This is a genomic window from Bradyrhizobium sp. USDA 3262 (genome assembly GCF_054060035.1).
On the sequence record NZ_JBSSCT010000001.1, the window covers coordinates 368,261 to 389,549 of the forward strand.

Annotated in this window: 19 protein-coding genes, 1 tRNA gene and 1 riboswitch; of the genes, 6 read left to right on the forward strand and 14 right to left on the reverse strand. The window is 65.7% G+C overall.

The genetic code is table 11. The features are described from left to right. Nucleotide 1 precedes the first annotated feature (1 nt). Together ACVWYP_RS01750 and ACVWYP_RS01755 are read right to left on the reverse strand one after the other, a co-directional pair. Nucleotides 2-931 carry a dihydrodipicolinate synthase family protein gene (locus ACVWYP_RS01750; protein WP_304497515.1) on the reverse strand — a complete coding sequence of 310 codons (930 nt, stop codon included), beginning with the start codon at nt 929-931 and terminating at the stop codon, nt 2-4. Nucleotides 932-967: 36 nt separating this feature from the next. Next, entirely contained in the window at nt 968-2,134 is a 1,167-nt protein-coding gene (locus tag ACVWYP_RS01755; RefSeq protein WP_304497516.1) for an NADH:flavin oxidoreductase/NADH oxidase, read from the reverse strand. A gap of 247 nt (nt 2,135-2,381) precedes the next feature. Here ACVWYP_RS01755 and ACVWYP_RS01760 point away from each other — a divergent pair, with 247 nt between their 5' ends. After that, the gene (locus ACVWYP_RS01760) at nt 2,382-3,401 is read left to right on the forward strand and encodes an LLM class flavin-dependent oxidoreductase (protein WP_304497517.1); all 1,020 of its coding nucleotides are present in this window, start codon (nt 2,382-2,384) and stop codon (nt 3,399-3,401) included. 353 nt (nt 3,402-3,754) lie between these two features. On the opposite strand, the gene ACVWYP_RS01765 is transcribed toward ACVWYP_RS01760, so the two are convergent. From ACVWYP_RS01765 to ACVWYP_RS01780, 4 genes are all read right to left on the reverse strand, one after another. After that, nucleotides 3,755-3,928 (reverse strand): hypothetical protein, encoded by a 174-nt coding sequence (locus ACVWYP_RS01765; RefSeq protein WP_304497518.1) that lies wholly within the window; start codon nt 3,926-3,928, stop codon nt 3,755-3,757. A 41-nt stretch (nt 3,929-3,969) separates the two neighbouring features. Further along, a complete protein-coding gene (locus tag ACVWYP_RS01770) occupies nt 3,970-4,176 on the reverse strand; it encodes a DUF3551 domain-containing protein (protein ID WP_304500415.1) in 207 nt (68 codons plus the stop codon). Nucleotides 4,177-4,291: 115 nt separating this feature from the next. Next, a tRNA-Gly gene (locus tag ACVWYP_RS01775) sits at nt 4,292-4,365 on the reverse strand. A 109-nt stretch (nt 4,366-4,474) separates the two neighbouring features. Continuing rightward, complete coding sequence (locus tag ACVWYP_RS01780; RefSeq protein WP_304497519.1) at nt 4,475-6,022, reverse strand: glycosyltransferase family protein; 1,548 nt, start codon at nt 6,020-6,022, stop codon at nt 4,475-4,477. Nucleotides 6,023-6,180: 158 nt separating this feature from the next. Here ACVWYP_RS01780 and ACVWYP_RS01785 point away from each other — a divergent pair, with 158 nt between their 5' ends. From ACVWYP_RS01785 to ACVWYP_RS01800, 4 genes are all read left to right on the forward strand, one after another. Beyond that, entirely contained in the window at nt 6,181-6,759 is a 579-nt protein-coding gene (locus tag ACVWYP_RS01785; RefSeq protein WP_304497520.1) for a methylated-DNA--[protein]-cysteine S-methyltransferase, read from the forward strand. 9 nt (nt 6,760-6,768) lie between these two features. Further along, the gene (locus tag ACVWYP_RS01790; protein ID WP_304497521.1) at nt 6,769-7,608 is read left to right on the forward strand and encodes a helix-turn-helix domain-containing protein; all 840 of its coding nucleotides are present in this window, start codon (nt 6,769-6,771) and stop codon (nt 7,606-7,608) included. A 58-nt stretch (nt 7,609-7,666) separates the two neighbouring features. Further along, entirely contained in the window at nt 7,667-8,026 is a 360-nt protein-coding gene (locus ACVWYP_RS01795; RefSeq protein WP_016843721.1) for a VOC family protein, read from the forward strand. A 133-nt stretch (nt 8,027-8,159) separates the two neighbouring features. Continuing rightward, a complete protein-coding gene (locus ACVWYP_RS01800) occupies nt 8,160-8,570 on the forward strand; it encodes an SRPBCC family protein (RefSeq protein WP_304497522.1) in 411 nt (136 codons plus the stop codon). A 191-nt stretch (nt 8,571-8,761) separates the two neighbouring features. Here ACVWYP_RS01800 and ACVWYP_RS01805 read toward each other — a convergent pair whose 3' ends face one another. The 3 genes from ACVWYP_RS01805 to ACVWYP_RS01815 form a co-directional block, all read right to left on the reverse strand. Further along, entirely contained in the window at nt 8,762-10,204 is a 1,443-nt protein-coding gene (locus ACVWYP_RS01805; RefSeq protein ID WP_028339059.1) for an MATE family efflux transporter, read from the reverse strand. Nucleotides 10,205-10,333: 129 nt separating this feature from the next. Next, entirely contained in the window at nt 10,334-11,383 is a 1,050-nt protein-coding gene (locus tag ACVWYP_RS01810) for a hypothetical protein (RefSeq protein ID WP_304497523.1), read from the reverse strand. A 287-nt stretch (nt 11,384-11,670) separates the two neighbouring features. Beyond that, nucleotides 11,671-12,777: a 2'-deoxycytidine 5'-triphosphate deaminase gene (locus tag ACVWYP_RS01815; protein ID WP_304497524.1), complete on the reverse strand. Its 1,107-nt coding sequence runs from the start codon at nt 12,775-12,777 to the stop codon at nt 11,671-11,673. 133 nt (nt 12,778-12,910) lie between these two features. Further along, nucleotides 12,911-12,990, forward strand: a riboswitch (SAM riboswitch). Between the two features lie 77 nt (nt 12,991-13,067). Between ACVWYP_RS01815 and ACVWYP_RS01820 the strand changes: the two genes are divergently transcribed. Continuing rightward, the gene (locus tag ACVWYP_RS01820) at nt 13,068-14,261 is read left to right on the forward strand and encodes an O-succinylhomoserine sulfhydrylase (protein WP_304497525.1); all 1,194 of its coding nucleotides are present in this window, start codon (nt 13,068-13,070) and stop codon (nt 14,259-14,261) included. A 446-nt stretch (nt 14,262-14,707) separates the two neighbouring features. On the opposite strand, the gene ACVWYP_RS01825 is transcribed toward ACVWYP_RS01820, so the two are convergent. From ACVWYP_RS01825 to pimA, 5 genes are all read right to left on the reverse strand, one after another. Next, nucleotides 14,708-15,481 (reverse strand): SDR family NAD(P)-dependent oxidoreductase, encoded by a 774-nt coding sequence (locus tag ACVWYP_RS01825; RefSeq protein WP_304497526.1) that lies wholly within the window; start codon nt 15,479-15,481, stop codon nt 14,708-14,710. A 128-nt stretch (nt 15,482-15,609) separates the two neighbouring features. Then, nucleotides 15,610-16,755 (reverse strand): pimeloyl-CoA dehydrogenase small subunit, encoded by a 1,146-nt coding sequence (gene pimD / locus ACVWYP_RS01830; RefSeq protein WP_304497527.1) that lies wholly within the window; start codon nt 16,753-16,755, stop codon nt 15,610-15,612. Between the two features lie 160 nt (nt 16,756-16,915). Next, a complete protein-coding gene (gene pimC, locus ACVWYP_RS01835; protein WP_057016017.1) occupies nt 16,916-18,106 on the reverse strand; it encodes a pimeloyl-CoA dehydrogenase large subunit in 1,191 nt (396 codons plus the stop codon). A gap of 167 nt (nt 18,107-18,273) precedes the next feature. After that, the gene (locus ACVWYP_RS01840) at nt 18,274-19,461 is read right to left on the reverse strand and encodes an acetyl-CoA C-acyltransferase (RefSeq protein ID WP_304497528.1); all 1,188 of its coding nucleotides are present in this window, start codon (nt 19,459-19,461) and stop codon (nt 18,274-18,276) included. Further along, entirely contained in the window at nt 19,458-21,176 is a 1,719-nt protein-coding gene (gene pimA / locus ACVWYP_RS01845; RefSeq protein ID WP_304497529.1) for a dicarboxylate--CoA ligase PimA, read from the reverse strand. Before pimA ends, ACVWYP_RS01840 begins: the two co-directional genes overlap by 4 nt. Nucleotides 21,177-21,289 lie beyond the last annotated feature (113 nt).

Below are 21,289 nucleotides of genomic sequence, written 5' to 3' on the forward strand. Positions count from 1 at the left end.
TCTAGCGTCCCCAGCGCAGCACGACCGGATCGAGCGACCGCGCGATCTCGATCAGGCCCGCACGGGTCGCGGGATGCAGCGGTTGCAGCGGGTGGCGCACCGCATCGGACTTGATGACGCCGCCTTCGCGCATCAGCACCTTGCAGGCCTGCAGCCCGCATTGGCGGTTCTCGTAATTGATTAGCGGCAGCCAGCGCGCATAGGCCCGCACCGCCTCGTCGCGCCGGCCGGCAAGGAACGGATCCATGATCTGGCGGATGCCGTCGGGATAGCCGCCGCCGGTCATCGCACCGGTGGCGCCGGCATCGAGATCGGCCATCAGCGTGATCGCCTCCTCGCCGTCCCACGGCCCCTCGATCTCGGCGCCGCCCTTCTCGATCAGGCCGCGAAGCTTGTTCGCCGCCATCGGCACCTCGATCTTGAAGTACCTGATATTGGCGAGCTCCTTCGCCATCCGTGCCAGGAAGTCCACCGAAAGCGGCGTGCCCGCGACCGGCGCGTCCTGGATCATGATCGGGATGTTGATGGCATCCGACACGATCCGATAAAACTCATAGATGCCCGGCTCGCCGACGCGGAAGGTCGCGCCGTGATAGGGCGGCATCACCATCACCATCGCGGCCCCGGCGGCCTCCGCCTGACGGCTGCGCTCAGCGCAGACCGCCGAGGAGAAATGCGTCGTGGTGACGATGACGGGAATGCGGCCCGCGACGTGCTCGAGCACCGCATGCATCACGGTCTCGCGCTCGGCGTCGGTCAGCACGAACTGCTCGGAGAAATTGGCGAGGATGCAGATGCCGTGGGAGCCGGCGTCGATCATGAAGTCGACGCAGCGCCGCTGCCCCTCGAGGTCGAGATTGCCGCTGGCGTCGAAGATGGTCGGCGCCACGGGGAAGACGCCGCGATAGGGGCGCTTTGCGACTGACGTCATGATAACGACCTCCCAGGTTCCTGTCGGATTTTCTTGTCAGCTCTGGCGGAACGGCAGCGGCGGGCCATCGAGCCTGCGCAGGCCGGGCTCGCGCCGCTCCAGCCACCAACCATACTGCTTCGGCCAGGACGCGAACACCTCGCCGCCTCCACCGCCGAGCGCAAGCTCGGCATGCAGCGGCCAGTTCGGATCGAACAGCGCCTCGCGGCCGATCGCGACCAGGTCGGCATGGCCTTTGGCCAGGACGTCTTCGGCCTGCTGCGGATGCAGGATGAGGCCGACCGCGATGGTCGCAATGTCGGCGGCGCGGCGGATCTCATCGGCATAGGGCACCTGAAAGCCGTAGCCGCGCGGAATCCGCGCCGCGGTCGCCGAGCCGAGCAGGCCGCCCGACGAGCAATCGATCAAATCGACACCGCGCGCCCTGGCTTCGCGGGCGAACGCGACCTGGTCTTCGAGCGTCAGGCCGCCGTCGATACCGTCGACAGAGGAAATCCGCACCGACAGCGGCCGCTCCGCCGGCCAGGCCGCGCGCACGGTCTCGATGATCTCGAGCGGATAACGCATCCGCCCGGCGCGATCGCCGCCATAGGCATCGGTGCGGCGGTTCGACAATGGCGAGAGGAATTCGTGCAGCAGATAGCCATGCGCGCAATGCACCTCGACAAATTCGAAGCCGGCCTCCACCGCGCGCAAGGTGGCGCGCCGCCATTGCTCGCGCAGCGCGGCGAGTTCGGCGACGTCGAGCGCGTGCGGCATCAACCAGCCTTCTTCCATCGGGATCGCGCTCGGCGCCACCGTCCGCCACGGCAGATCGCCGCGGGCGCGGTCGGCCTCGTCGAGAGCGGCATTGCCGTACCAGGGACGCTGCATGCTGGCCTTGCGGCCGGCATGCGCGAGCTGGATCGAGGGCACTGCGCCATTGTCCTTGAGGAAGGCGGCGATACGCTCGAGCGGCGCGATCTGCTCGTCGCTCCAGATGCCGACATCGCCATGGGTGATGCGGCCCTCCGCGGTCACCGCTGCGGCCTCGACCATCACGAGCCCGGCGCCGCCCTGGGCGAACTTGCCGAGATGCACGAGATGCCAGTCATTGGCCAAGCCGTCGGTTGCCGAATACTGGCACATCGGCGAGATCAGGATGCGGTTTCGGGAGGTCACGCCGCGAAGCGTGATCGGCTGAAACAGAAGCGGCTGCGACATCGGGACCTGCGGGAAGGTGTTGGCGGGAGAAATCGTGGCGGAAAGCTAGGCGGCGCGCCCCGGGATCGCAAGTCATGCCGCGGCGCAGGCGGCCAGACCTGCGCGCATGCAGCACTTGCGCAACGGCACGATCTGCAAAACCCGCAACATCTGCCGCAGAAAAATCTCCCGGCTGGTAAACACTTTGGGTCTTCCCCGGGTCACATCGCGGATCGCAATTGGTCGCGGACATCCCTACATTGCCGGCATGAAGAAAATCGGATTCCTTTCGTTCGGGCACTGGACGCCCTCCCCGCAGTCGCAGGCCCGCTCGGCCGCGGATGTGCTGCTGCAATCCATCGACCTCGCGGTCGCGGCCGAAGAGCTCGGCGCGGACGGCGCATATTTTCGCGTCCATCACTTCGCGCGCCAGCTGGCCTCGCCGTTCCCGCTGCTGGCGGCCGTCGGCGCCAGGACCAGCCGGATCGAAATCGGCACCGCCGTGATCGACATGCGCTACGAAAATCCGCTCTACATGATCGAGGACGCCGGCGCGGCCGACCTGATCGCGAGGGGACGCCTGCAACTCGGCATCAGCCGCGGCTCGCCCGAGCAGGTGATCGATGGCTGGCGCTATTTCGGCTATCAGCCGGGCGAGGGCGAAAGCGACGCCGACATGGGCCGGCGTCATGCCGAGATCTTCCTCGACATGCTGCGCGGCCAGGGATTTGCGCAGCCCAATCCACGGCCGATGTTTCCCAATCCTCCCGGCCCGCTGCGGCTCGAACCGCTCTCGGAAGGCCTTCGCGAGCGCATCTGGTGGGGCGCCGGCTCGAACGCCACCGCGGTGTGGGCGGCGAAGCACGGGATGAACCTGCAGAGCTCGACACTGAAGAACGACGAGACCGGAGAGGCTTTCCACATCCAGCAGGCCGCCCAGATCCGGGCCTATCGCGCCGCCTGGAAGGAAGCCGGGCACACGCGCGAGCCGCGGGTCTCGGTGAGCCGCAGCATCTTCGCGCTGGTCGACGATCGCGACCGCGCCTATTTCGGCAACGGGCAGGAGGAAGACCAGGTCGGCTTCATCGACGAGAGGACGCGCGCGATCTTCGGCCGCGGCTACGCCGCCGAGCCGGACAGGCTGATCGAGCAGCTCAAGACCGATGAGGCGATCGAGGAGGCCGATACCTTGCTTCTGACCGTCCCCAATCAGCTCGGCGTCGCCTACAACACGCATGTGATCGAGACGATCCTGACCCAGATCGCGCCCGCTTTGGGCTGGCGCTAAATCCATCGCGAACGTCAGCGATACTCGACCGGCGCGCACGCTCGTCACATCGGGCAGACCGGGATCAGGACCCGCGCCGACCGTTTTCTAGGGGGGCTGTTGAGAGGGAACGGCCCGGCGCGGGCTTGAACCGACCGTTCTCGCCGGAGGTCGGTCGGCTCTGTTCGACCAATGCCGGAACCCGCGACATCGTTCCGGTGGAACTTCGTTCTCAAACGCGGAGAACTACGGAAACATAACTGCGCGTTGTGAGAAGAACAGGTCGAGTACGGTTCGTTAGGCGCGCACGTTGCGTGAACAGATCGCCGTAATATCCCGGGATAATAGCGAAGGCCGTCTGCGGATCGCCTGGGTCAGGAATCCCTGTCGCGATTGCGCCGGGGGAGATCGAGCCGATCGACGCGCTCGTCAATCCGCCGGTTCAGCTCCTCGTCTTCTCTTTCATTGCTGCCGCGGCGGGCGCGAACCACCAATGCACAACATCCGAGCAGAACGATCGCGAAGAGCGCGTAGTACCACCATGCCATGCACTGATCTCAAATGACGCTCGCCAATACGAGCGGAAAGGTCATCGTTCAGGCCGATGAGGACGCGCCGACCTTGGCGCATAATAGGGGTTCACCAGACAGGTCGCCGGCATGCCCACAGCGCTGGCCTGGCACTGATCCAGCGACGTGAAGATGCAGTCCATGCGTTCGCCGACCAACTCACCGTAAACATGCATGCAGACGGGATAGCGCGGATCATACATTTGCGCGGATGCCGGCCTCGTCATCCAAAGCACGCCCAGCGCAAGCAGCAGCGCTCCAAGCAACCTCACGTCACGTCTCCTGCTGTCGTCAAATACATTGCCTTGCCGACGAACTGTCCCGCGACATTTGCCTAAAGGCTGGAGCGGGCGAAGGGAATCGAACCCTCGTATGCAGCTTGGGAAGCTGCCGTTCTACCATTGAACTACGCCCGCGATCTCAATTGCTTGAGGTCGCACCTCACCGGTGCGACCGGCCGGACCATAGCCCGGGCGGAGGCAGCGGATCAAGCGCGCATTGGAGCCGATCGCCGCACCGCGCCCGCTAATGGCCCATCCTCACGAGCACGTCATTGATGACAAAAGTCGCGGCGGCAGCCGCATTGCAGCTGCCGCTTCGTGCATAGATGCAGGCATCGGCGATGCCGACGCGGGCACAGCTTTGCATTGAATAATCTGCCGGCAGATCACCGGCGGCCGCGGGCCGCGCGAGGATGCGGTTGAAGGCCGGCTTGGTCGCCTGCAACAGCGGCGGCAGGATCAGCTCGGCGAGCGGATCGGCGGGCTCGAGCGCATAAAGCGGCGTCGTCCCAACCAATCGTTCCCGCCCCGGCAACAGCTGGAAACGGACATTGTAAAGTGCGAGGCCGCACATCTGCGAATCGCTGCGCAGTTCGGCGGCGAGCCGCGCCGCGCCGACACCGCGCGTCCAGTAGTCGCGCATCCCCTCGCTGGCGCCGGCGAGTGTCACCGAGAGCAAGGCCCAGCCGCCAATGACGATCGGCAACGCCCAGCGGCGCCAACCGGGTTTTGCGCGCAGCCATTGCACCCAATCGGCCGATCCCAGCGCCGCGACAATGATGAACAGCACCACCGACAGGAAGACGAAGCGGTATTCCTTGTGCGCGATCAGGCTGTGGAAGACGAGGTTGACCAACGCCACGGCCAGCAGCAGCGGCGCATGGCGCGCGCCGCGCCAGATCGCAGCGAGCGGCAATACGATCGCCGCCGACCACACGATCAGGAAGTTGACGAGATAGGCCGAAGCCGGCGTCACGCCGAACTCGGTCGCGCGATCGTGCACCAGGTTTTCCTTGATGTTGCCGATCAGCCAGGCGAACGGCACGGCGCCATGCGCAAGCTCGATCGCGGCGGTGAGCACCAGCGCGGCGAGACCGCCCGCGATCAAGGGAATCAGGTTTCGCCAACGCATCCAGCAGGCGCCGAGCGCAAGCACGGCGATGGCCGGCGCGTACTGAAAGCGGCAGACAAAGGCGAAAGCGAGCAACGCGCCGCCGATCGCGAGATGCCGCTGCGACGGACGACCGGTCACCAGCAGCGCCGCCGGCACGATCAGCGCCGTCGCCAGCGGCTCGCCCAATGTGTGCGGCGCGAGCAGGATCAACTCGAACCAGACCGCAGCCGCGAACGCCGCGACGATGGCATGGGTTCGCGAGATCCGTGCACCGAAGTACCAGGCGCTGACCACGATCGACAGCGACGCTGTTGCGGCGACCAGGCGCGGCACCAGGAAAGCGCCCTCGCCGCCCGGCGCAATCAAGCCGCCCACCGCGACCGGCCCGGCCAGCAATGTCGGCAGGAACCAGCCGCGAATGCCTTCGCGCCACTCCCACGTCAAAATGCCGTCATGGCCGAGCATCCGCCACGCCGGCTCGAGATATTGAAAGATCTCGTCCGGATACATCACGTTGGGCCAGAGCGCGGCCGCAAGGCGCAGGACCAACGCCAGCAACAGCAATGCGAACAGCGGATGACGACGCCCGGCCGATGTCCCGGCCACGGCGGTGCCGCCGCGCGCGATATCCGCGCCGGTGCTGGTCATCGTTCCGCCGATCGTGCCGTGGAGCAGCATGCTGGCGACCAGATAGCGGGCAAAGCCTTTAAGATGCGTGACTGGTAATTGGCGGGGTCACACAGAACGGGTCGCGACATGGTTAGCTAAACGTCAAGATTCAAGATGCGCACGCCGGCGACGATGTTAAGATCGCGCGCATGGGGGCTGGTGGCGTCATGGCGGGGCGTGGGTACACCATTTTCGACACGGCGATCGGCCGATGCGGTATCGCGTGGGGTGAGCTCGGCGTGGCCGGCGTGCAGCTTCCCGAGCTGCGCGAGATCGAGACCCGCAAGCGGCTCTTCAAGCTTTATCCTGACGCGCGCGAGATGCGGCCTCCCGAGGAGGTCGCTGTCGCGATCGAGGGCATCGCCGCGACCTTGCGCGGCGGCATTGGGGACCTTGCCGGCGTTGCACTCGACATGAGCGGCATCCCGGCCTTCAACGCGCGCGTCTACCAGTTTGTCCGCACCATTCCCCGCGGCGAAACCCGGACCTATGACGAGGTGGCGAGCGCCTTGCGCGCGTCCGGTGCGGTCTATTCGGTGGCACAGGCGCTCGGCCGCAATCCCTTCATGGTCATGGTGCCCTGCCACCGCGTGCTCGAGGTGGGCAATTATGCCGACCGGATCTCGCCGAACGGCGGCAGCATCTCGAAGCGGCGGCTGCTCTCGATCGAGGGCGCCCAGCCGACCACCAGCAAGACCCTTTTTGATGTGCTGCTGCCCGTTGCACGACTCCGGCCGCAAGCTTAAATCCCGGGTATGGTCCGAACCACGCTGCTGCAGCGCGATCGCATCACGGTGAACGAGTTCCGCTGCACGGCGGAACCCGGCGACAAGCCGTTCGCCGAGCAGTTCGCCTCCCACTCGGTGTCCTATGTGCGCAGCGGCAGCTTCGGCTGCCATTGCCGCGGCCGCTTCCACGAGCTGGTGGCAGGCTCGATCCTGGTCGGCCATCCCGGCGATGAATACACCTGCACGCACGACCATGTGGTCGGCGACGAATGCCTGTCGTTCTTCCTGGACCCGGAGCTGGTCGAGACCATCGGCGACCGGGCGGCGGTCTGGCAGGTCGGGTCGGTGCCGCCGCTGCCGGAACTGATGGTGATCGGCGAGCTCGCGCAAACGGCGGCAGATGGCAACAGCGACGTCGGTCTCGACGAGATCGGCCACCTCCTCACCAGCCGCCTTGTCGAGCTGGTGTCCGGCCGCGAGACGAAGCCCCTCACCGCAGGCTTGCGCGATCGCCGCCGCGCCGTCGAGGCCGCGCTGTGGATCGACGCCAATTCAAAGCATCAGATCGACCTCGACGATGCCGCGGAACAGGCCGGGTTGAGCACCTTCCATTTCCTGCGGCTGTTTTCCGCGGTGCTCGGCGTCACCCCGCATCAATATCTTGTGCGCTCGCGGCTGCGCCATGCCGCACGGCGGCTCGCCGACGACGACAGCCCGATCACCGACATCGCCTATGACGTCGGCTTCGGCGACCTGTCCAATTTCGTGCGCAGCTTCCACCGCGCCGCCGGGGCCCCGCCGCTGAAGTTCCGCCAGGCCTCGCGCGGCGACCGCAAGATTTTCCAAGAACGTCTCGCGCTGCAATAGCTAGGCTGCTCCAGTCCGCGCGTCTTTCGATGCGCGCCCAACGACTGGAGATTCCCTCATGTACGATCATATCGGATTGCGCGTTGCCGACCTCGACGCCAGCGTGCGCTTCTACACCGCAGTGCTGGCGCCACTCGGCTTCGTGCTCTGCTCGCGCGACGACAGCGGCGCCGGTTTCGGCCCGAAGGGCGAGCCCGCGCTCTGGCTGCATTTGCACAAGGGCAAGGCCCAAGGCGGCGCCCACGTTGCGTTCCGCGCGCCGAGCCACGACGCGATCAAGACATTCCATACCGAAGGCCTGAAAGCCGGCGGCAAGGACAACGGCGCGGCGGGCCATCGCAAGGACTACAGCCCGACCTATTACGCGGCGTTCCTGCTCGACCCCGACGGCAACAATGTCGAGGCGGTGTCCACCTAAGTACACGTCACAGACTCCGCCGTCATTGCGAGCGGAGCGAAGCAATCCATGGTTCCGCCTGCTGCGGCGTGGATTGCTTCGTCGCTTTGCTCCTCGCAATGACGACACATCTGAAACCAAGGAGGATTGAACGATGGCTTCCATTCACAAGGATATCCCGATCGACGCGCCCGCTGATCATGTCTGGGACGCGCTGTGCGATTTCGGCGCGCTGCATACGCGGCTGGTGCCGGGCTTCGTGACCGACACGCAACTGGACGGCGACGTCCGCACCGTCACTTTCGCCAACGGCACCGTGGCGCGCGAGACACTGGTCGATTGCGACGACAACCGAAAGCGGCTGGTCTATGCGATCACCAGCGAACGGTTGAAGCAGCATTCCGCATCGGTGCAGGTGTTCGCCGAGGGTGACGCACGCTGCCGCGTGGTGTGGATCGCCGACGTGCTGCCGCACGAGGTCGCGTCCTACATGGACGCGCAGATGGACCTCGGCGCGGCGGCGATGCAAGCCGCGATGGCCAAATCGGCGAAAAACGCAGCGTAGCGAGGCTGGCGGCCGGAAAATTTTTCACCGTCACCCTGAGGAGGCCGCATAGCGGCCGTCTCGAAGGGTCGACGGCCCGGCTTTGTCCACGAGCATGTTGAGGCATCGGGGCCGTGCATCCTTCGAGACGCGGCCAAGGGGCCGCTCCTCAGGATGACGGTGTGAGAGTCAGGGGATTGTGGAGCAGAGAGCTACGACAGCGCCGGCTGCGCCTCGGCGACCGGCGCCGATTTGCCCCAGCGCGTCAGGATCACGCTGAGACAGGACAGCACGCCGAGCACCCCCATCGAGGCGGCGGCGAGTGCGAAGAAGTTCTGCGCGCTTGCGTCATGCGTCGACAGCCACCAGCCGCCGGCGCCGATGAAGATCAGCCGCGCGGTCTGCGCCAGCACCGGACCCAGCACCTTCGCGGCGCCCTGCGAGGAGAAATACATCGACATCGCCAGGCCGATGAACGCGTACATCGGCGCGGCGGTCGAAAGATATTGGTGGCTGGTCGCCCGCACATGCGGATCATTGGTGAACAGATTGACCCAGAGGTCGGGGAAGACGGCGATGAAGCTGCCGACCACGCCGACCGCAAGGAACGACACCGTGCCAGCGGTCCAGGCGATGCGCCGGGCCCGCGCGACGCGCTCGGCGCCGACCGCCATGCCGATCATCGGCACCGAGGCGATGCCAACCGCAAACGCAACCGAGGTCAGCATGAATTCGAGCCGCGCGCCGATGCCGTAGCCGGCGAGCACCGCGGTGCCAAATTGCGCCAGCATGTGGGTGAAGATCGAGATCGTCAGAACCGATTGCAGCGGCGAGAAGCAGGACACTGCGCCGACCTTGAGGATGTCGATGAACATCGCCCATTGCACGCGCAGCCCCTTGAGCTTCGGCTTCACGCGGGCACGGCCCGAGAACAAATACCAGCCCATCACGCTGATGCTGATCGAATAGGCGATCAGCGAACCCGCGGCGACGCCACGCATGCCGAATTGCGGCACCGGGCCGAGCCCGAGCCCGAGCGTGCCGCCCAGAATGATCTGCCACACCGCCGACGACAGGATCATGGTCGACGGCAGCTTCATGTTGCCGGTGCCGCGCAGGATGCCGGCCATGGTATTCATCAGCCAGGGCAGGATCGCGCCGCCGAAGAACACCTGCGAATAGGCGATCGCCTGCGCCAGCACATTGCCGCGGCCGCCGAGCAATTCGAGCAGGCGCGGACCGAAGATCAGCATGCCCAGCATGAACGTCAAACCAAAGGTCAGGCCGATCAGCAGCGCATGCATCGCCAGCGTCGAGGCGCGCTCGATCTCGCCGGCACCGAGCGCACGCGCGATCGCGGATGCGACGCCGCCGCCCATCGCGCCGCCGGACATCGTCATGGTCAGGATCACGCAGGGAAACACCAGCGCCATCGCCGCAAGCGACTCGACGCCGAGCCGGCCGATATACGAAGTCTCCGCGATGACGACGCAGGTGCCGGCGGAGAGCGCGATCACGTTCGGCCAGGCGAGCCACAACAGCGTGCGCAGGATCGGCCCGTCGAGCAGCGCATTGCGCGCCGGCTTGGTCACCGGCGGCGGCAGCGGCCGCTCTTGTTCGTCGACAGGTATTTCGGCGAGGCCGAGATCGGACATTTCCACTCCCACGCGCGATCTGGGGAGCCGCGCCATGGTGTTTCCCTACCATGGCAATGGCGGAATCCACGTGCGCGGGACGCAAGGGGGGCCTGCGCGATTGCAGGTGAACCCGGATGAACCTTGGCGCTAGCCGATCGACCACACGAACGGTGCGCCGGCGGCACCATTCGGCTTCAGATGCACCGGAATATGCCGCCCGCAGCCGGCGGCCAGCCCTTCGAACAGGCCCGTCAGCACGCTGGCGCAGGCCGGATGATAGTCGGCGACGTCGGCCATCAGCTTCCAGCCGTGCTGGCGGATTTCGAACTGGCCCTCGGATTCGGTGATGTCAGCGACATCGTCCTGCGACTCGAAGAGAGTGCGCAGGAATGCGGCAAATTCCGTGGCACGGCCACGGCTCCCGCCGAGCGCCTGCGCGACCTCGTCATAATACTGCATGCCGATCAGTCTGCCGGTGAGATGCAGCAGATAGCTCGCATCCTCGGGGCCGAACACCTGCACGATGACCGGCGCGGCCGTCTTCACATATTCCATCGCGTAGTTGCGATAGGCCTTTTCCAGCCGCGGCTTCGGCCAGCTGTCGACCGGCAGCGCCGGCGCGGTTCTGGAATCGAACAGCGGCGCCTCGAGATGGCGCGCGAACACGAGGCGCTGATCGAGCTCGAGCGGATGATCGTATTCGCAGTAATAGCCCTCGAGCCCGTCCTGGCCGTCGACGCTCTGCTTGGTGCAGACGAAGCCGAGCCGCAAATCCCCGAGCGCGACGCCGTTGTTGGCGTGCCAGCCGCGCAGCATCGCGCGCGAGACCTCGCCGGGCACGCCGCAGATCGCCGTGCCCTTCCAGATCCAGCGCGGCGGCGGATAGCGGATCCAGGCCTTGCGATCCGTCTCATACATGTATTCGACATGCACGCCGCCGATCCAGTTGGAGAGGTAATGATATTGCGCGGCCGCGACCGCCGGTGGCAGGCCGTCGAGGCCGAGCTTCTTCAGGCCGGGCAGGAAGCGTTCCTGCTGCTGGCGGCGAAACACGCGGAAGACGAATTCCGCTGCATCAGCCGTGCCGCGCCGCGTGACCACGGTGAGGATCAGCCCGGTGAAGAAGGCGTGATAGAGATCGGCGACGCTGCGCCATTTGCGCCACTGCGTTTCTTGTGCGCTTTCGCCTGCGGTCATGTTCGCTCCCTGGCTCTTGTTGGCGAGGTCGAGCTCGCATGCGCAATCGTAGCCCGGATGCAGCGAAGCGCAATCCGGGGCGGCGCGTTGCAGCGGCGCGAATCCCGGATTTCGCTTCGCTCCATCCGGGCTACGGAATTAAGCGCGCGCGAAACGGAATTACACACTCGGTGTCATCGCCCGACTTGATCGGGCGATCCAGTATTCCAGAGCCGGTGTGACCGATCGAGAAGCCGCGGCGTACTGGATTCCCCGCTTTCGCGGGGAATGACAGCGGAGGAATTCCGCTACACGCGAAAATGTTTCGACAGCTTCAGGCCCTGCGCCTGATAGTTCGAGCCGATGCGCTGGCCGTACAGCGCGTCGGGACGCTCGAGCATCCGTTCATAGACGAGGCGGCCGACGATCTGGCCATGCTCGAGAATGAACGGCACCTCGCGCGAGCGCACCTCCAGCACGGCGCGCGCGCCCTTGCCGCCGGCGCCGGCATAGCCGAAACCGGGATCGAAGAAGCCGGCATAGTGGACGCGGAATTCGCCGACCAGCGGATCGAACGGCACCATCTCCGCAGCGTAGTCCGGCGGCACCTGCACCGCCTCTTTCGAAGCAAGGATGTAGAACTCGCCGGGATCGAGGATGAGGCTGCCGTCGGGCCGCGCCTTGATCGGCTCCCAGAAATCGTCGACCGCATAGCCGCCGCGACGATCGACATCGACCACGCCGGTGTGGCGCTTGGCGCGATAGCCGACAAAGCCGCCCGAGCTCTCGCCGGAGAGATCGACGGAAAGCGCAACGCCATCGGAGAGATCGGCATCGTCGATATCGACCAGCCGCTCGGCGGCATGCAGCGCATCGAGCTCGTCGGCGGTCAACGTCGCCTCGCCGATCCGGAAGCGGACCTGGCTGAGCCGCGAGCCCTCGCGCAGCAGCACGGGAAACGTCTTCGGGCTGATCTCGGCGTAGAGCGGGCCGTGATAGCCGGCGCCGATCATGTCAAAGCGGCGGGTGCCGTCGGCGATCACGCGGGTGAAGACGTCGAGCCGTCCGGTCGAACTCTTCGGGTTGGCCGCTGCCACGATCTCCGGCGGCAGCGCCAGGCTCTCCAGCAGCGGCACGATGTAGACGCAGTTGGTCTCCAGCACCGCGCCGTCGGACAGATCGATCTCGTGCAGCTTCAGCTGGTCGATCCGCTCGGCGACGGTGGCATCGGGTCCCGGCAGGAAGCTGGCGCGGACGCGGTAGGCGATGTCGCCAAGGCGCAGATCGAGGCTGGCCGGCTGGATCTGGCTCTCGACAAAGTCGTAGGCGGGCAGAATGAGGCCGGCCTCCGCCATCTCCGCGATCATGCGGTCGGGCAGGATTCCGTTGGATTCATCTTCCAGCGTGAACGACACGATGCGGTCCCTCGGCGATCCCTCGAGATGGCCCAAAATCATACTCCAGGCGGCCATCAAGCCCCAAAATATGGGCTTTTACGGGTTATCCGATGACCGTCTTGACGGAAAGGGCGCGAGGGAATATCAGCTGCACTTATCCCGTGGTGATTTGAGCCGGCCGGCTTGCAGCCACGTTAAATAAGTCGCTAAACAGGCCGGGGACAGTGTGATCCCGGCTTGTGGAGGTTGCTCCAGGCCGGTTTTTTTTGTGGCCAGTTTCCGAGGGAAATGGCCACTTCGGAGGTCACATGTCTGAATCTGAAGGTACCGCCCGCTTTCGTCCCGAAACCCGCCTCGTCCACGGCGGCACGCTGCGCTCGCAATTCGGGGAGACGTCGGAAGGGCTGTTTCTCACCCAGGGCTACGTCTACGACACCGCCGAGCAATGCGAGGCGCGCTTCAAGGGCCAGGACCCCGGCTTCATCTATTCGCGCTATTCCAACCCGACCATCGCGATGTTCGAGCGCCGCATGATCGAGCTCGAGGGCGCGGAAGCCGCGCGCTCGACCGCGACCGGCATGGCCGCGGTGACCACCGCGATCCTCGCGCCGCTGAAGGCCGGCGATCATGTGGTGGCCTCGAAGGCCCTGTTCGGCTCCTGCCTCTACGTGGTGCAGGACCTGTTGCCGCGCTACGGCATCGAGACGACGCTGGTCGACGGCCTCGATCTCGACCAGTGGCAGCGCGCATTGCGGCCGAACACCAAGACCTTCTTCCTGGAGAGCCCGACCAATCCGACGCTCGACGTGCTCGATATCGGCGCGATCGCAGAGATCGCGCATAGCGGCGGCGCCCGGCTGATCGTCGACAATGTGTTCGCGACGCCGATCTGGCAGAGCCCGCTGTCGCTCGGCGCCGACGTCGTGGTCTATTCCGCGACCAAGCATATCGACGGCCAGGGCCGCTGCCTCGGCGGCGTCATCCTGTCGTCGGAGGCCTTCATCGCCGAGCACATCCACAATTTCATGCGCCAGACCGGGCCGTCGCTGTCGCCGTTCAACGCCTGGGTGCTGCTGAAGGGGCTGGAGACGCTCGGCGTCCGCGTCCGCGCCCAGACCGAGAACGCGGCGAAGATCGCCGAGGCGCTGGCCAGGCATCCGAAGATCACGCGGCTGGTCTATCCGGGCCGCCCCGACCATCCGCAGGCCGAGACGGTGAAGAAGCAGATGGGCGCCGGCTCGACGCTGGTCGGCTTCGAGGTGAAGGACGGCAAGGCCGGCGCCTTCCGCTGCCTCAACGCGCTGAAGATCTCGCGCATCTCCAACAATCTCGGCGATGCCAAGAGCCTGGTCACGCATCCCGCGACCACGACGCATCAGCGCCTGGCGCCGGAGGCCCGCGCCGAGCTCGGTATCAGCGAAGGTTTTATTCGCTTCTCGGCCGGGCTCGAGCATCCCGACGACCTGATCGAGGATTTCGAGCGGGCGCTGGCGCAGGTTTAGGGCGAACAGAGAAGTCTGGAGAGTTCGGCGCCCTCTCCCGCTTGCGGCAGGGCTATCGCATATGCCCCTTGGCGACCGCGCAAGTGCTGGGCCTCGTGGTTCGAGACGCGCCGCAAGCGGCGCTCCTCACCATGAGGGTCTACTATTGTGCCGCAAAACAAGACCTCATCCTGAGGAGCCCGCCGAAGGCGGGCGTCTCGAAGGATGGCCACGAGGGCACCGCCACGAAATGCGATAGCCCTGCGCTTGCGGCGCAAGTGCTCGGCCTCGTGGTTCGAGACGCGCCGCAAGCGGCGCTCCTCACCATGAGGGTCTACTATTGTGCCGCAAAACAAGACCTCATCCTGAGGAGCCCGCCGAAGGCGGGCGTCTCGAAGGATGGCCACGAGGGCATCGCCACGATATGCGATAGCCCTGCGCTTGCGGGGAGGCGAAGGAACAGCCGCTTACGTCGCCGCCGTCGTGACGCCGCCGTCGACTACGATGGTCTGGCCGGTCATGAAGGTCGAGGCGTCGGAGGCGAGATAGGCTACCGCGCCGGCGATCTCGTCGGGCTCGCCGATGCGGCGGAGCGGCGTCGATGCGGTGCGGCGCTTCAGATTGTCCGGATCCTCCCACAGCGCGCGGGCGAAGTCGGTCTTCACCAGGCCGGGCGCCACGCAATTGACGCGCACGCCCTTCGGCCCCCACTCGCCGGCGAGGCTGCGGCACAGCGCGAAGTCGGCCGCCTTGGAGATGCCGTAGGCGCCGATCACCGTCGAGCCGCGCAGGCCGCCGATCGAGGAGATGATCACGACCGAGCCTTTGCCGCGCCCGGCCATCTGCGGAATGGTCTGCGAGCACAGCCAGATGTTGCTCTTGACGTTGGCGCCCATGATCTTGTCGAACGCCTCGTCCGTGATGTCGAGCAGCGGGCCGTAATACGGATTCACCGCGGCGTTGCAGACCAGGATGTCGATCTTGCCGTAGTGCTTGATGGTGCCCGAGACCAGCGCCTCGACCTCGTTGCGGCGTGAGATGTTGCAGGGGATGACGAGCGCATCGCCGCCCGCCTTCTTGATGCCGTCGGCGACTTCTTCGCAGGCGTCCGCCTTGCGCGAGGAGATCACGACCTTGGCGCCGAGTTTGGCCAGGAGCTCGGCCGAGGAGCGGCCGATGCCGCGGCTCGAGCCGGTGATGACCGCGACCTGGCCGGTGAGATCGAACGGGGTGTTTTTCATTGTTGTTGTTTCCCTGTTGTTGACGCGTCATTCCGGGATGCGCCGCAAGGCGCAGCGCCGGAATCCAGAGGTTGCGGCGCGAGATTCCGGGTTCTCTCTTCGCGAGCCCCGGAATGACGCCTGTGTGGTTACGCCAGCAGCCCGCCGCCCTCGCTGACGCGACGGAGGTGGTAGTCGGTGTCGCCGAGCGTGTTCTCGATCATGGTCAGCCGCTTGAAGTAGTGGCCGATCTTGGCCTCCATGGTCATGCCGATACCGCCATGAAGCTGGATCGACTGCTGGCCGACGAACTTCAAGGATTTGCCGACCTGCACCTTGGCGGCCGCGACTGCGGACGCACGCTCCCTGGCGTCGTCGAAGTCCGACGCCATGGTGGCGAACATCGACATGCTGCGGGCCTGCTCCAGCGCCACGAACATGTCGGCGGCACGGTGCTGCAGGCTCTGGAACGAGCCGATCGCAACGCCGAACTGCTTGCGGGTCTTGATGTACTCGACGGTCTCCTTCAGCGACTCGTCCATCGCGCCGACCGCTTCCGCGCACAGCGCAATGCGGGCTTCGTCGGCGACCCGCTCGATCAGCGGCAGGCCGTTCTCGGGATCGCCGATCGCAGCGTCAGCGCCGACCTCGACATTGGTGAAGCTGATGTCGGCCGCGTGCAGGCCGTCCTGGGTCGGATAACCCTTCCTGGTGACGCCCTTGGCATCCGCCGGAACCAGGAACACGCCGATGCCGGTCTTGTCGCGCTGGCCGCCCTTGGTGCGCGCGGTCACGATCAATGTGTCGGCGTTCTCGCCGTTGAGCACGACGAACTTCTCGCCGTCGATCACCCAGCCGGCGCCCTTCTTCTTGGCCGTGGTCACGACGTCGAAGAGATCGTAGCGCGAGTTCTTCTCGAGCTGGGCAAAGCCGAAGGTCCTGCTGCCGTCGATGATGCCGGGAATGTACTTGGCCTTCTGCTCGGCCGAGCCGCCATGGCGCAGGAAACCGCCGGCGACCACGATGGTGGCCAGATAAGGCTCGACCACCAGTGCCTTGCCGAGCGCTTCCATCACGATCATGGTCTCGACCGCGCCGGCACCGAAGCCGCCGTCGGTCTCCGCGAAGGGCAGACCAAGCAGGCCCTGCTCGGCGAGCTTGCCCCAGAGCGCCTTGCTCCAGCCGCCCTCCTCCTTCATGTACTTCTTGCGCGCATCGAAGTCGTAGGCATCCGCCAGCAACCCGTCGACGCTCTCCTTGAGAAGCCGCTGCTCCTCGGACAGATCAAAATCCATTTTACCATCTCTCCAAAATCACGCGGGCGCCTGCCCTGATCTCCACCCGTCATCCCCGCGTATGCGGGGATCCAGTACGCCGCGGCCCTCCTTGGGAATCACGACCGCCTCGGCGTACTGGGTCCCCCGCCTGCGCGGGGGACGACACCGAACTTGTGGCCTACAGTCCCAGCACGGCCTTGCTGATGATGTTGCGCTGGATCTCGTTGGAGCCGCCGTAGATCGAAACCTTGCGGTTGTTGAAGTAGCTCGGCGCGATCTGCGCGGTCCAATCCATGCTCTCGTTGGAGCCGGCATCGCCGTGCTCGTCATAGGGCGCGGCGAACGGGCCGATGATCTCCATCAAGAGCTCGGTCGTGGTCTGCTGGATCTCCGAGCCCTTGATCTTGAGCACCGAGGAGGCCGGATTGGGCTTGCCCTTGCCGTGCTTGCCCTCGTCGGCGACGACGCGGAGCTGGGTCAGCTCGAGCGCCTTGAGCTCGATCTCGCAGGCCGTGAGCTTCTCGCGGAACGCCGGATCCTCGATCACCGGACGGCCGCCGGCCTCGACCTTGGAGGCCAGCGCACGGATGCGGCGCAGCCGCTCCTTCGACACGCCGACCCGGGCGATGCCGGTACGCTCATTGCCGAGCAGGAATTTGGCGTAATCCCAGCCCTTGTTCTCTTCGCCGATCAGATTCTCGTAGGGCACCTCGACGTCGTCGAAGAACACTTCGTTGACCTCGTGGCCGCCGTCGATGGTCTGGATCGGGCGCACGGTGACGCCCTTCGACTTCATGCTGAACACGATGAAGGAGATTCCCATCTGCTTCTTCGCGGCCGGATCGGTGCGGCAGAGGCAGAAGATCATGTCGGCGTGCTGGGCGAGCGTGGTCCAGGTCTTCTGGCCGTTGATGATCCACTTGTCGCCACGGCGCTCGGCCTTGGTCTTCAGCGACGCAAGGTCGGACCCGGAGCCCGGCTCCGAGAAGCCCTGGCACCACCAGTCGTCGACATTGGCGATGCGCGGCAGATATTCCTTCTTCTGCTTCTCGTTGCCGAAGGTGTAGATCACCGGACCGACCATGCTGACGCCGAAGGCGAGCGGCTGCGGCGCGGGATAGGACTGCAGCTCCTCGTTGAAGATGTAGTGCTGCACGGTGCTCCAGCCGGTGCCGCCATATTCCTTCGGCCAGTGGGTGACGCCCCAGCCCTTCTTGTTGAGGATGCGCCACCAGGTGACCATCTCGTCCTTCGACAGATGGCGGCCTTCCTGCAGCTTGCGCCGGGTCTCCGGCGGCACGTTGTTCTTGAAGAACTCCCGCACCTCCTCGCGAAACGCTATCTCTTCCTTGGTGAAAGCGAGATCCATCGGATCCTCCTTTTGAGCGAAACCTAACGTCTTGTTTCGTTGTCGTCCTGGCGAAAGCCAGGACCCATTACCACCGGCCTTCGTTGTCCTGCGAAGGCGACTGCCGTCCGTGCCCCTTACCCCGGCCGCGGGGTATGGGTCCTGGCTTTCGCCAGGACGACGGTGAATTACTGCAACACCTCGAACAGGCCGGCCGCGCCCATGCCGCCACCGACGCACATGGTGACGACGGCGTATTTGGCCTTGCGGCGGCGACCCTCGATCAGCGCGTGGCCGGTGAGCCGCGCACCCGACATGCCGTAGGGATGGCCGACCGAGATCGCGCCGCCATTGACGTTGATCTTCTCCGGATCGATGCCGAGCTTGTCGCGGCAGTACAACACCTGCACCGCGAACGCCTCGTTGAGCTCCCAGAGATCGATGTCGTCGACCTTGAGGCCGTGGCGCTTCAGCAGCCGCGGCACCGCGAACACCGGGCCGATGCCCATCTCGTCCGGCTCGCAGCCGGCGGAGACGAAGCCGCGGAAGATGCCGAGCGGCTTCAGCCCGCGCCTGGCGGCTTCCTTGTCGCTCATGATCACGGAGGCGCTGGCGCCGTCCGAGAGCTGGCTGGCATTGCCGGCGGTGATGGTGAAGCCCTCGCCGCGCACCGGCTTGAGGCTGGCAAGCCCCTCGGCCGTCGTCTCCGGCCGCGGACCTTCATCCTGCGACAGCGTCACCTCCTTCATCGTGACGGCACCGGTCGCCTTGTCGGTGACCGCCATCATGGTGGTGATCGGCGCGAGCTCTTCCTTGAACTTGCCGCCCTGCTGCGCGGCCGCGGTGCGGCGCTGACTTTCGAGCCCATACTCGTCCTGCCTCTCGCGCGAGATGTTGTAGCGCTTGGCGACGATCTCGGCGGTGTCGATCATGGGCATGTAGACCTCGCCCTTGATCTTGAGCAGCGCCGGATCCTGGGCGTGGAAGGAGTTCATCTTGTCGTTCTGCACCAGCGAGATCGACTCACCGCCGCCGCCGACCGCGATCTCGACGCCGTCGAAGATCACCGAGCGCGCAGCAAGCGCAATCGCCTGCAGGCCGGAGGCGCACTGGCGGTCGATCGTGGTGCCGGCAACGCTCACCGGCAGCCCGGCGCGGAGCAGCGCCTTGCGCGCGATGTTGCCGCCGGTCGCGCCCTGCTGCATCGCCGCGCCCATCACCACGTCCTCGATCTCCTTCGGATCGACCTTGGCGCGCGCCACAGCCTCGCCGATCGCGTGCCCGAGCAAGGTCGCGCCTTCGGTGACGTTGAGCGCGCCGCGATAGGCCTTGCCGATCGGCGTGCGGGCGGTGGAGACGATAACGGCGTCGGTCATGAGCGGGATCCTGATGCAGTCTGCTGTGGTTTGGATTGAGATGTCTCGGTTTGAGCAGTCTTGGTTTGAGAAGGCCCGGGCTGCTGCTGCCGCAATTCGTGACGCGACAGCTTTCCGACCGGGGTGCGCGGCAGCTCGTCGACGAACTCGAGCGCTGTCGGCAGTTCATGCTTGCCGACCTTGCCGGTGAGGAACGCGCGCAGCTCGTCGATCGAGAACGCCGGCGGCCCGTCGCGCAGCTTGATGAAGGCCTTTGCCGCCTCGCCGCGGTAATCGTCGGGAATGCCGATCACGATCACCTCCTGCACGGCGGGATGGGTGTAGATCGCCTGCTCGATCATCTGCGGATAGACGTTAAAGCCGCCGGAGATGATCATGTCCTTCTTGCGGTCGACCAGATAGAAATAGCCGTCGGCATCCATGTAGCCGATGTCGCCGGTGAGGAAGCGGTCGCCGACGAAAGCCTCCGCGGTCTCCGCCAGCCTGTTCCAGTAGCCCTTGGTGACGTTCGGGCCGCGGATGCGGATCTCGCCGACCTCGCCAACCGGCATCACCCTGGTGGAATCCTCCAGCGACACCACGTCCATCTCGATGCCGGGCAGCATCAAGCCGATCGAGCCCGGTTTCTCCGGCCCCTCCTTGGGATGGCCGGTGCCGGGCGAGCAGGTCTCGGTCATGCCCCAGCCGCTCTTCAGCTTCATCCCGACGCGGCGCTCGAAGATCTTCGCGACCTCCACCGGCAGCGGCGCGCCGCCGGAGCCGGCGACAACCAGCGAAGAGAGATCGCGCTTGTCGAGATCGGGCAGCGAAGCGATCGCGATCCACATCGTCGGCACGCCGGGAAACACCGTCGCGCGCTTGACCTCGATGTCGCGCATGACAGCCTCGACATCGAAGCGCTGGTGCAGCGAGATCAGATGGCCGCGCCGGATCGCCGACAGCAGCACGACGGTCAGCGCGTAGATGTGAAACAGCGGCAGCACGCAGATCACGCGTTCGATCGCATTGCGTTCGAGCCGCCCGGGCTTGCCCCAGACATCGTAGATCGACACCGCCGCGGTGAGATTGCCATGGCTGAGCATGGCGCCCTTGGGCAGGCCCGTGGTGCCGCCGGTATATTGCAGCAGCGCGACGTCCTCGACGTCGACCGCCGGCCATTGCGACGGCCTGGTCGCGCCGTCGATAAACTGGCGATGCGTGATGACAGCAGGATTGTCGGGCAGCGCGGTTTGCGGCGTGCCGACCTTGCCCCAATTGTCGTCCTCGCAGACGATCAGACGGTCGAGCAGACCCTTGGCGAGGAATTTCAGCGCGGTCGGCAACAGCGCCGACAGATTGCTGGTGACCAGCACCCGCGCGCCGGAATCGGACAGCTTGTGCGACAGCGCGATCTCGCCGTCGAGCGGCGACAGATGCACGACGCGGGCGCCGGCCTTCAGCGCGCCGAAGAAATTGATCGGATGGTCAGGCGAATTGCCGAGGAACAGCGCGACCGACGTGCCCTTGCCGTAGCCGGCCCGCATGAAGGCCGCGGCGGCGGTCTCGACCAGGGCCTCCAGCTCGGCGTAGCTGATCGGCCGGTCGCGGAATTCGAGCACCGGACGCGCGCCGAACTCGGCGGCGGCGCTCGAGAGCAGGTCCGGCAGCGTGCCGCGCGTGATCTCGTCGCTCCACTGCACGCCCTTGGGATAATATTGTTCGCCGGGATAGGTCATGAAAACCAGACTCTGGAAACTGTCATTCCGGGGCACGCGCAGCGTGAACCTAAGATGCGCAATTGCGCATCGGGGAATCTCGAGATTCCGGGTCTGCGCCTTACGGCGCATCC

Excerpts from the sequence above, each read along its gene's own strand:
- ACVWYP_RS01785 (WP_304497520.1), top strand. The coding sequence starts at position 6,181 with ATGGCGGGGCGTGGGTACACCATTTTCGACACGGCGATCGGCCGATGC.
- ACVWYP_RS01755 (WP_304497516.1), bottom strand. The coding sequence starts at position 2,134 with ATGTCGCAGCCGCTTCTGTTTCAGCCGATCACGCTTCGCGGCGTGACC.
- ACVWYP_RS01770 (WP_304500415.1), bottom strand. The coding sequence starts at position 4,176 with ATGACGAGGCCGGCATCCGCGCAAATGTATGATCCGCGCTATCCCGTC.
- ACVWYP_RS01825 (WP_304497526.1), bottom strand. The coding sequence starts at position 15,481 with ATGAAAAACACCCCGTTCGATCTCACCGGCCAGGTCGCGGTCATCACC.
- ACVWYP_RS01820 (WP_304497525.1), top strand. The coding sequence starts at position 13,068 with ATGTCTGAATCTGAAGGTACCGCCCGCTTTCGTCCCGAAACCCGCCTC.
- ACVWYP_RS01810 (WP_304497523.1), bottom strand. The coding sequence starts at position 11,383 with ATGACCGCAGGCGAAAGCGCACAAGAAACGCAGTGGCGCAAATGGCGC.
- ACVWYP_RS01800 (WP_304497522.1), top strand. The coding sequence starts at position 8,160 with ATGGCTTCCATTCACAAGGATATCCCGATCGACGCGCCCGCTGATCAT.
- ACVWYP_RS01780 (WP_304497519.1), bottom strand. The coding sequence starts at position 6,022 with ATGCTGCTCCACGGCACGATCGGCGGAACGATGACCAGCACCGGCGCG.
- ACVWYP_RS01840 (WP_304497528.1), bottom strand. The coding sequence starts at position 19,461 with ATGACCGACGCCGTTATCGTCTCCACCGCCCGCACGCCGATCGGCAAG.
- pimA (WP_304497529.1), bottom strand. The coding sequence starts at position 21,176 with ATGACCTATCCCGGCGAACAATATTATCCCAAGGGCGTGCAGTGGAGC.
- pimC (WP_057016017.1), bottom strand. The coding sequence starts at position 18,106 with ATGGATCTCGCTTTCACCAAGGAAGAGATAGCGTTTCGCGAGGAGGTG.
- ACVWYP_RS01795 (WP_016843721.1), top strand. The coding sequence starts at position 7,667 with ATGTACGATCATATCGGATTGCGCGTTGCCGACCTCGACGCCAGCGTG.
- ACVWYP_RS01805 (WP_028339059.1), bottom strand. The coding sequence starts at position 10,204 with ATGTCCGATCTCGGCCTCGCCGAAATACCTGTCGACGAACAAGAGCGG.
- ACVWYP_RS01790 (WP_304497521.1), top strand. The coding sequence starts at position 6,769 with ATGGTCCGAACCACGCTGCTGCAGCGCGATCGCATCACGGTGAACGAG.
- pimD (WP_304497527.1), bottom strand. The coding sequence starts at position 16,755 with ATGGATTTTGATCTGTCCGAGGAGCAGCGGCTTCTCAAGGAGAGCGTC.
- ACVWYP_RS01765 (WP_304497518.1), bottom strand. The coding sequence starts at position 3,928 with ATGGCATGGTGGTACTACGCGCTCTTCGCGATCGTTCTGCTCGGATGT.
- ACVWYP_RS01760 (WP_304497517.1), top strand. The coding sequence starts at position 2,382 with ATGAAGAAAATCGGATTCCTTTCGTTCGGGCACTGGACGCCCTCCCCG.
- ACVWYP_RS01750 (WP_304497515.1), bottom strand. The coding sequence starts at position 931 with ATGACGTCAGTCGCAAAGCGCCCCTATCGCGGCGTCTTCCCCGTGGCG.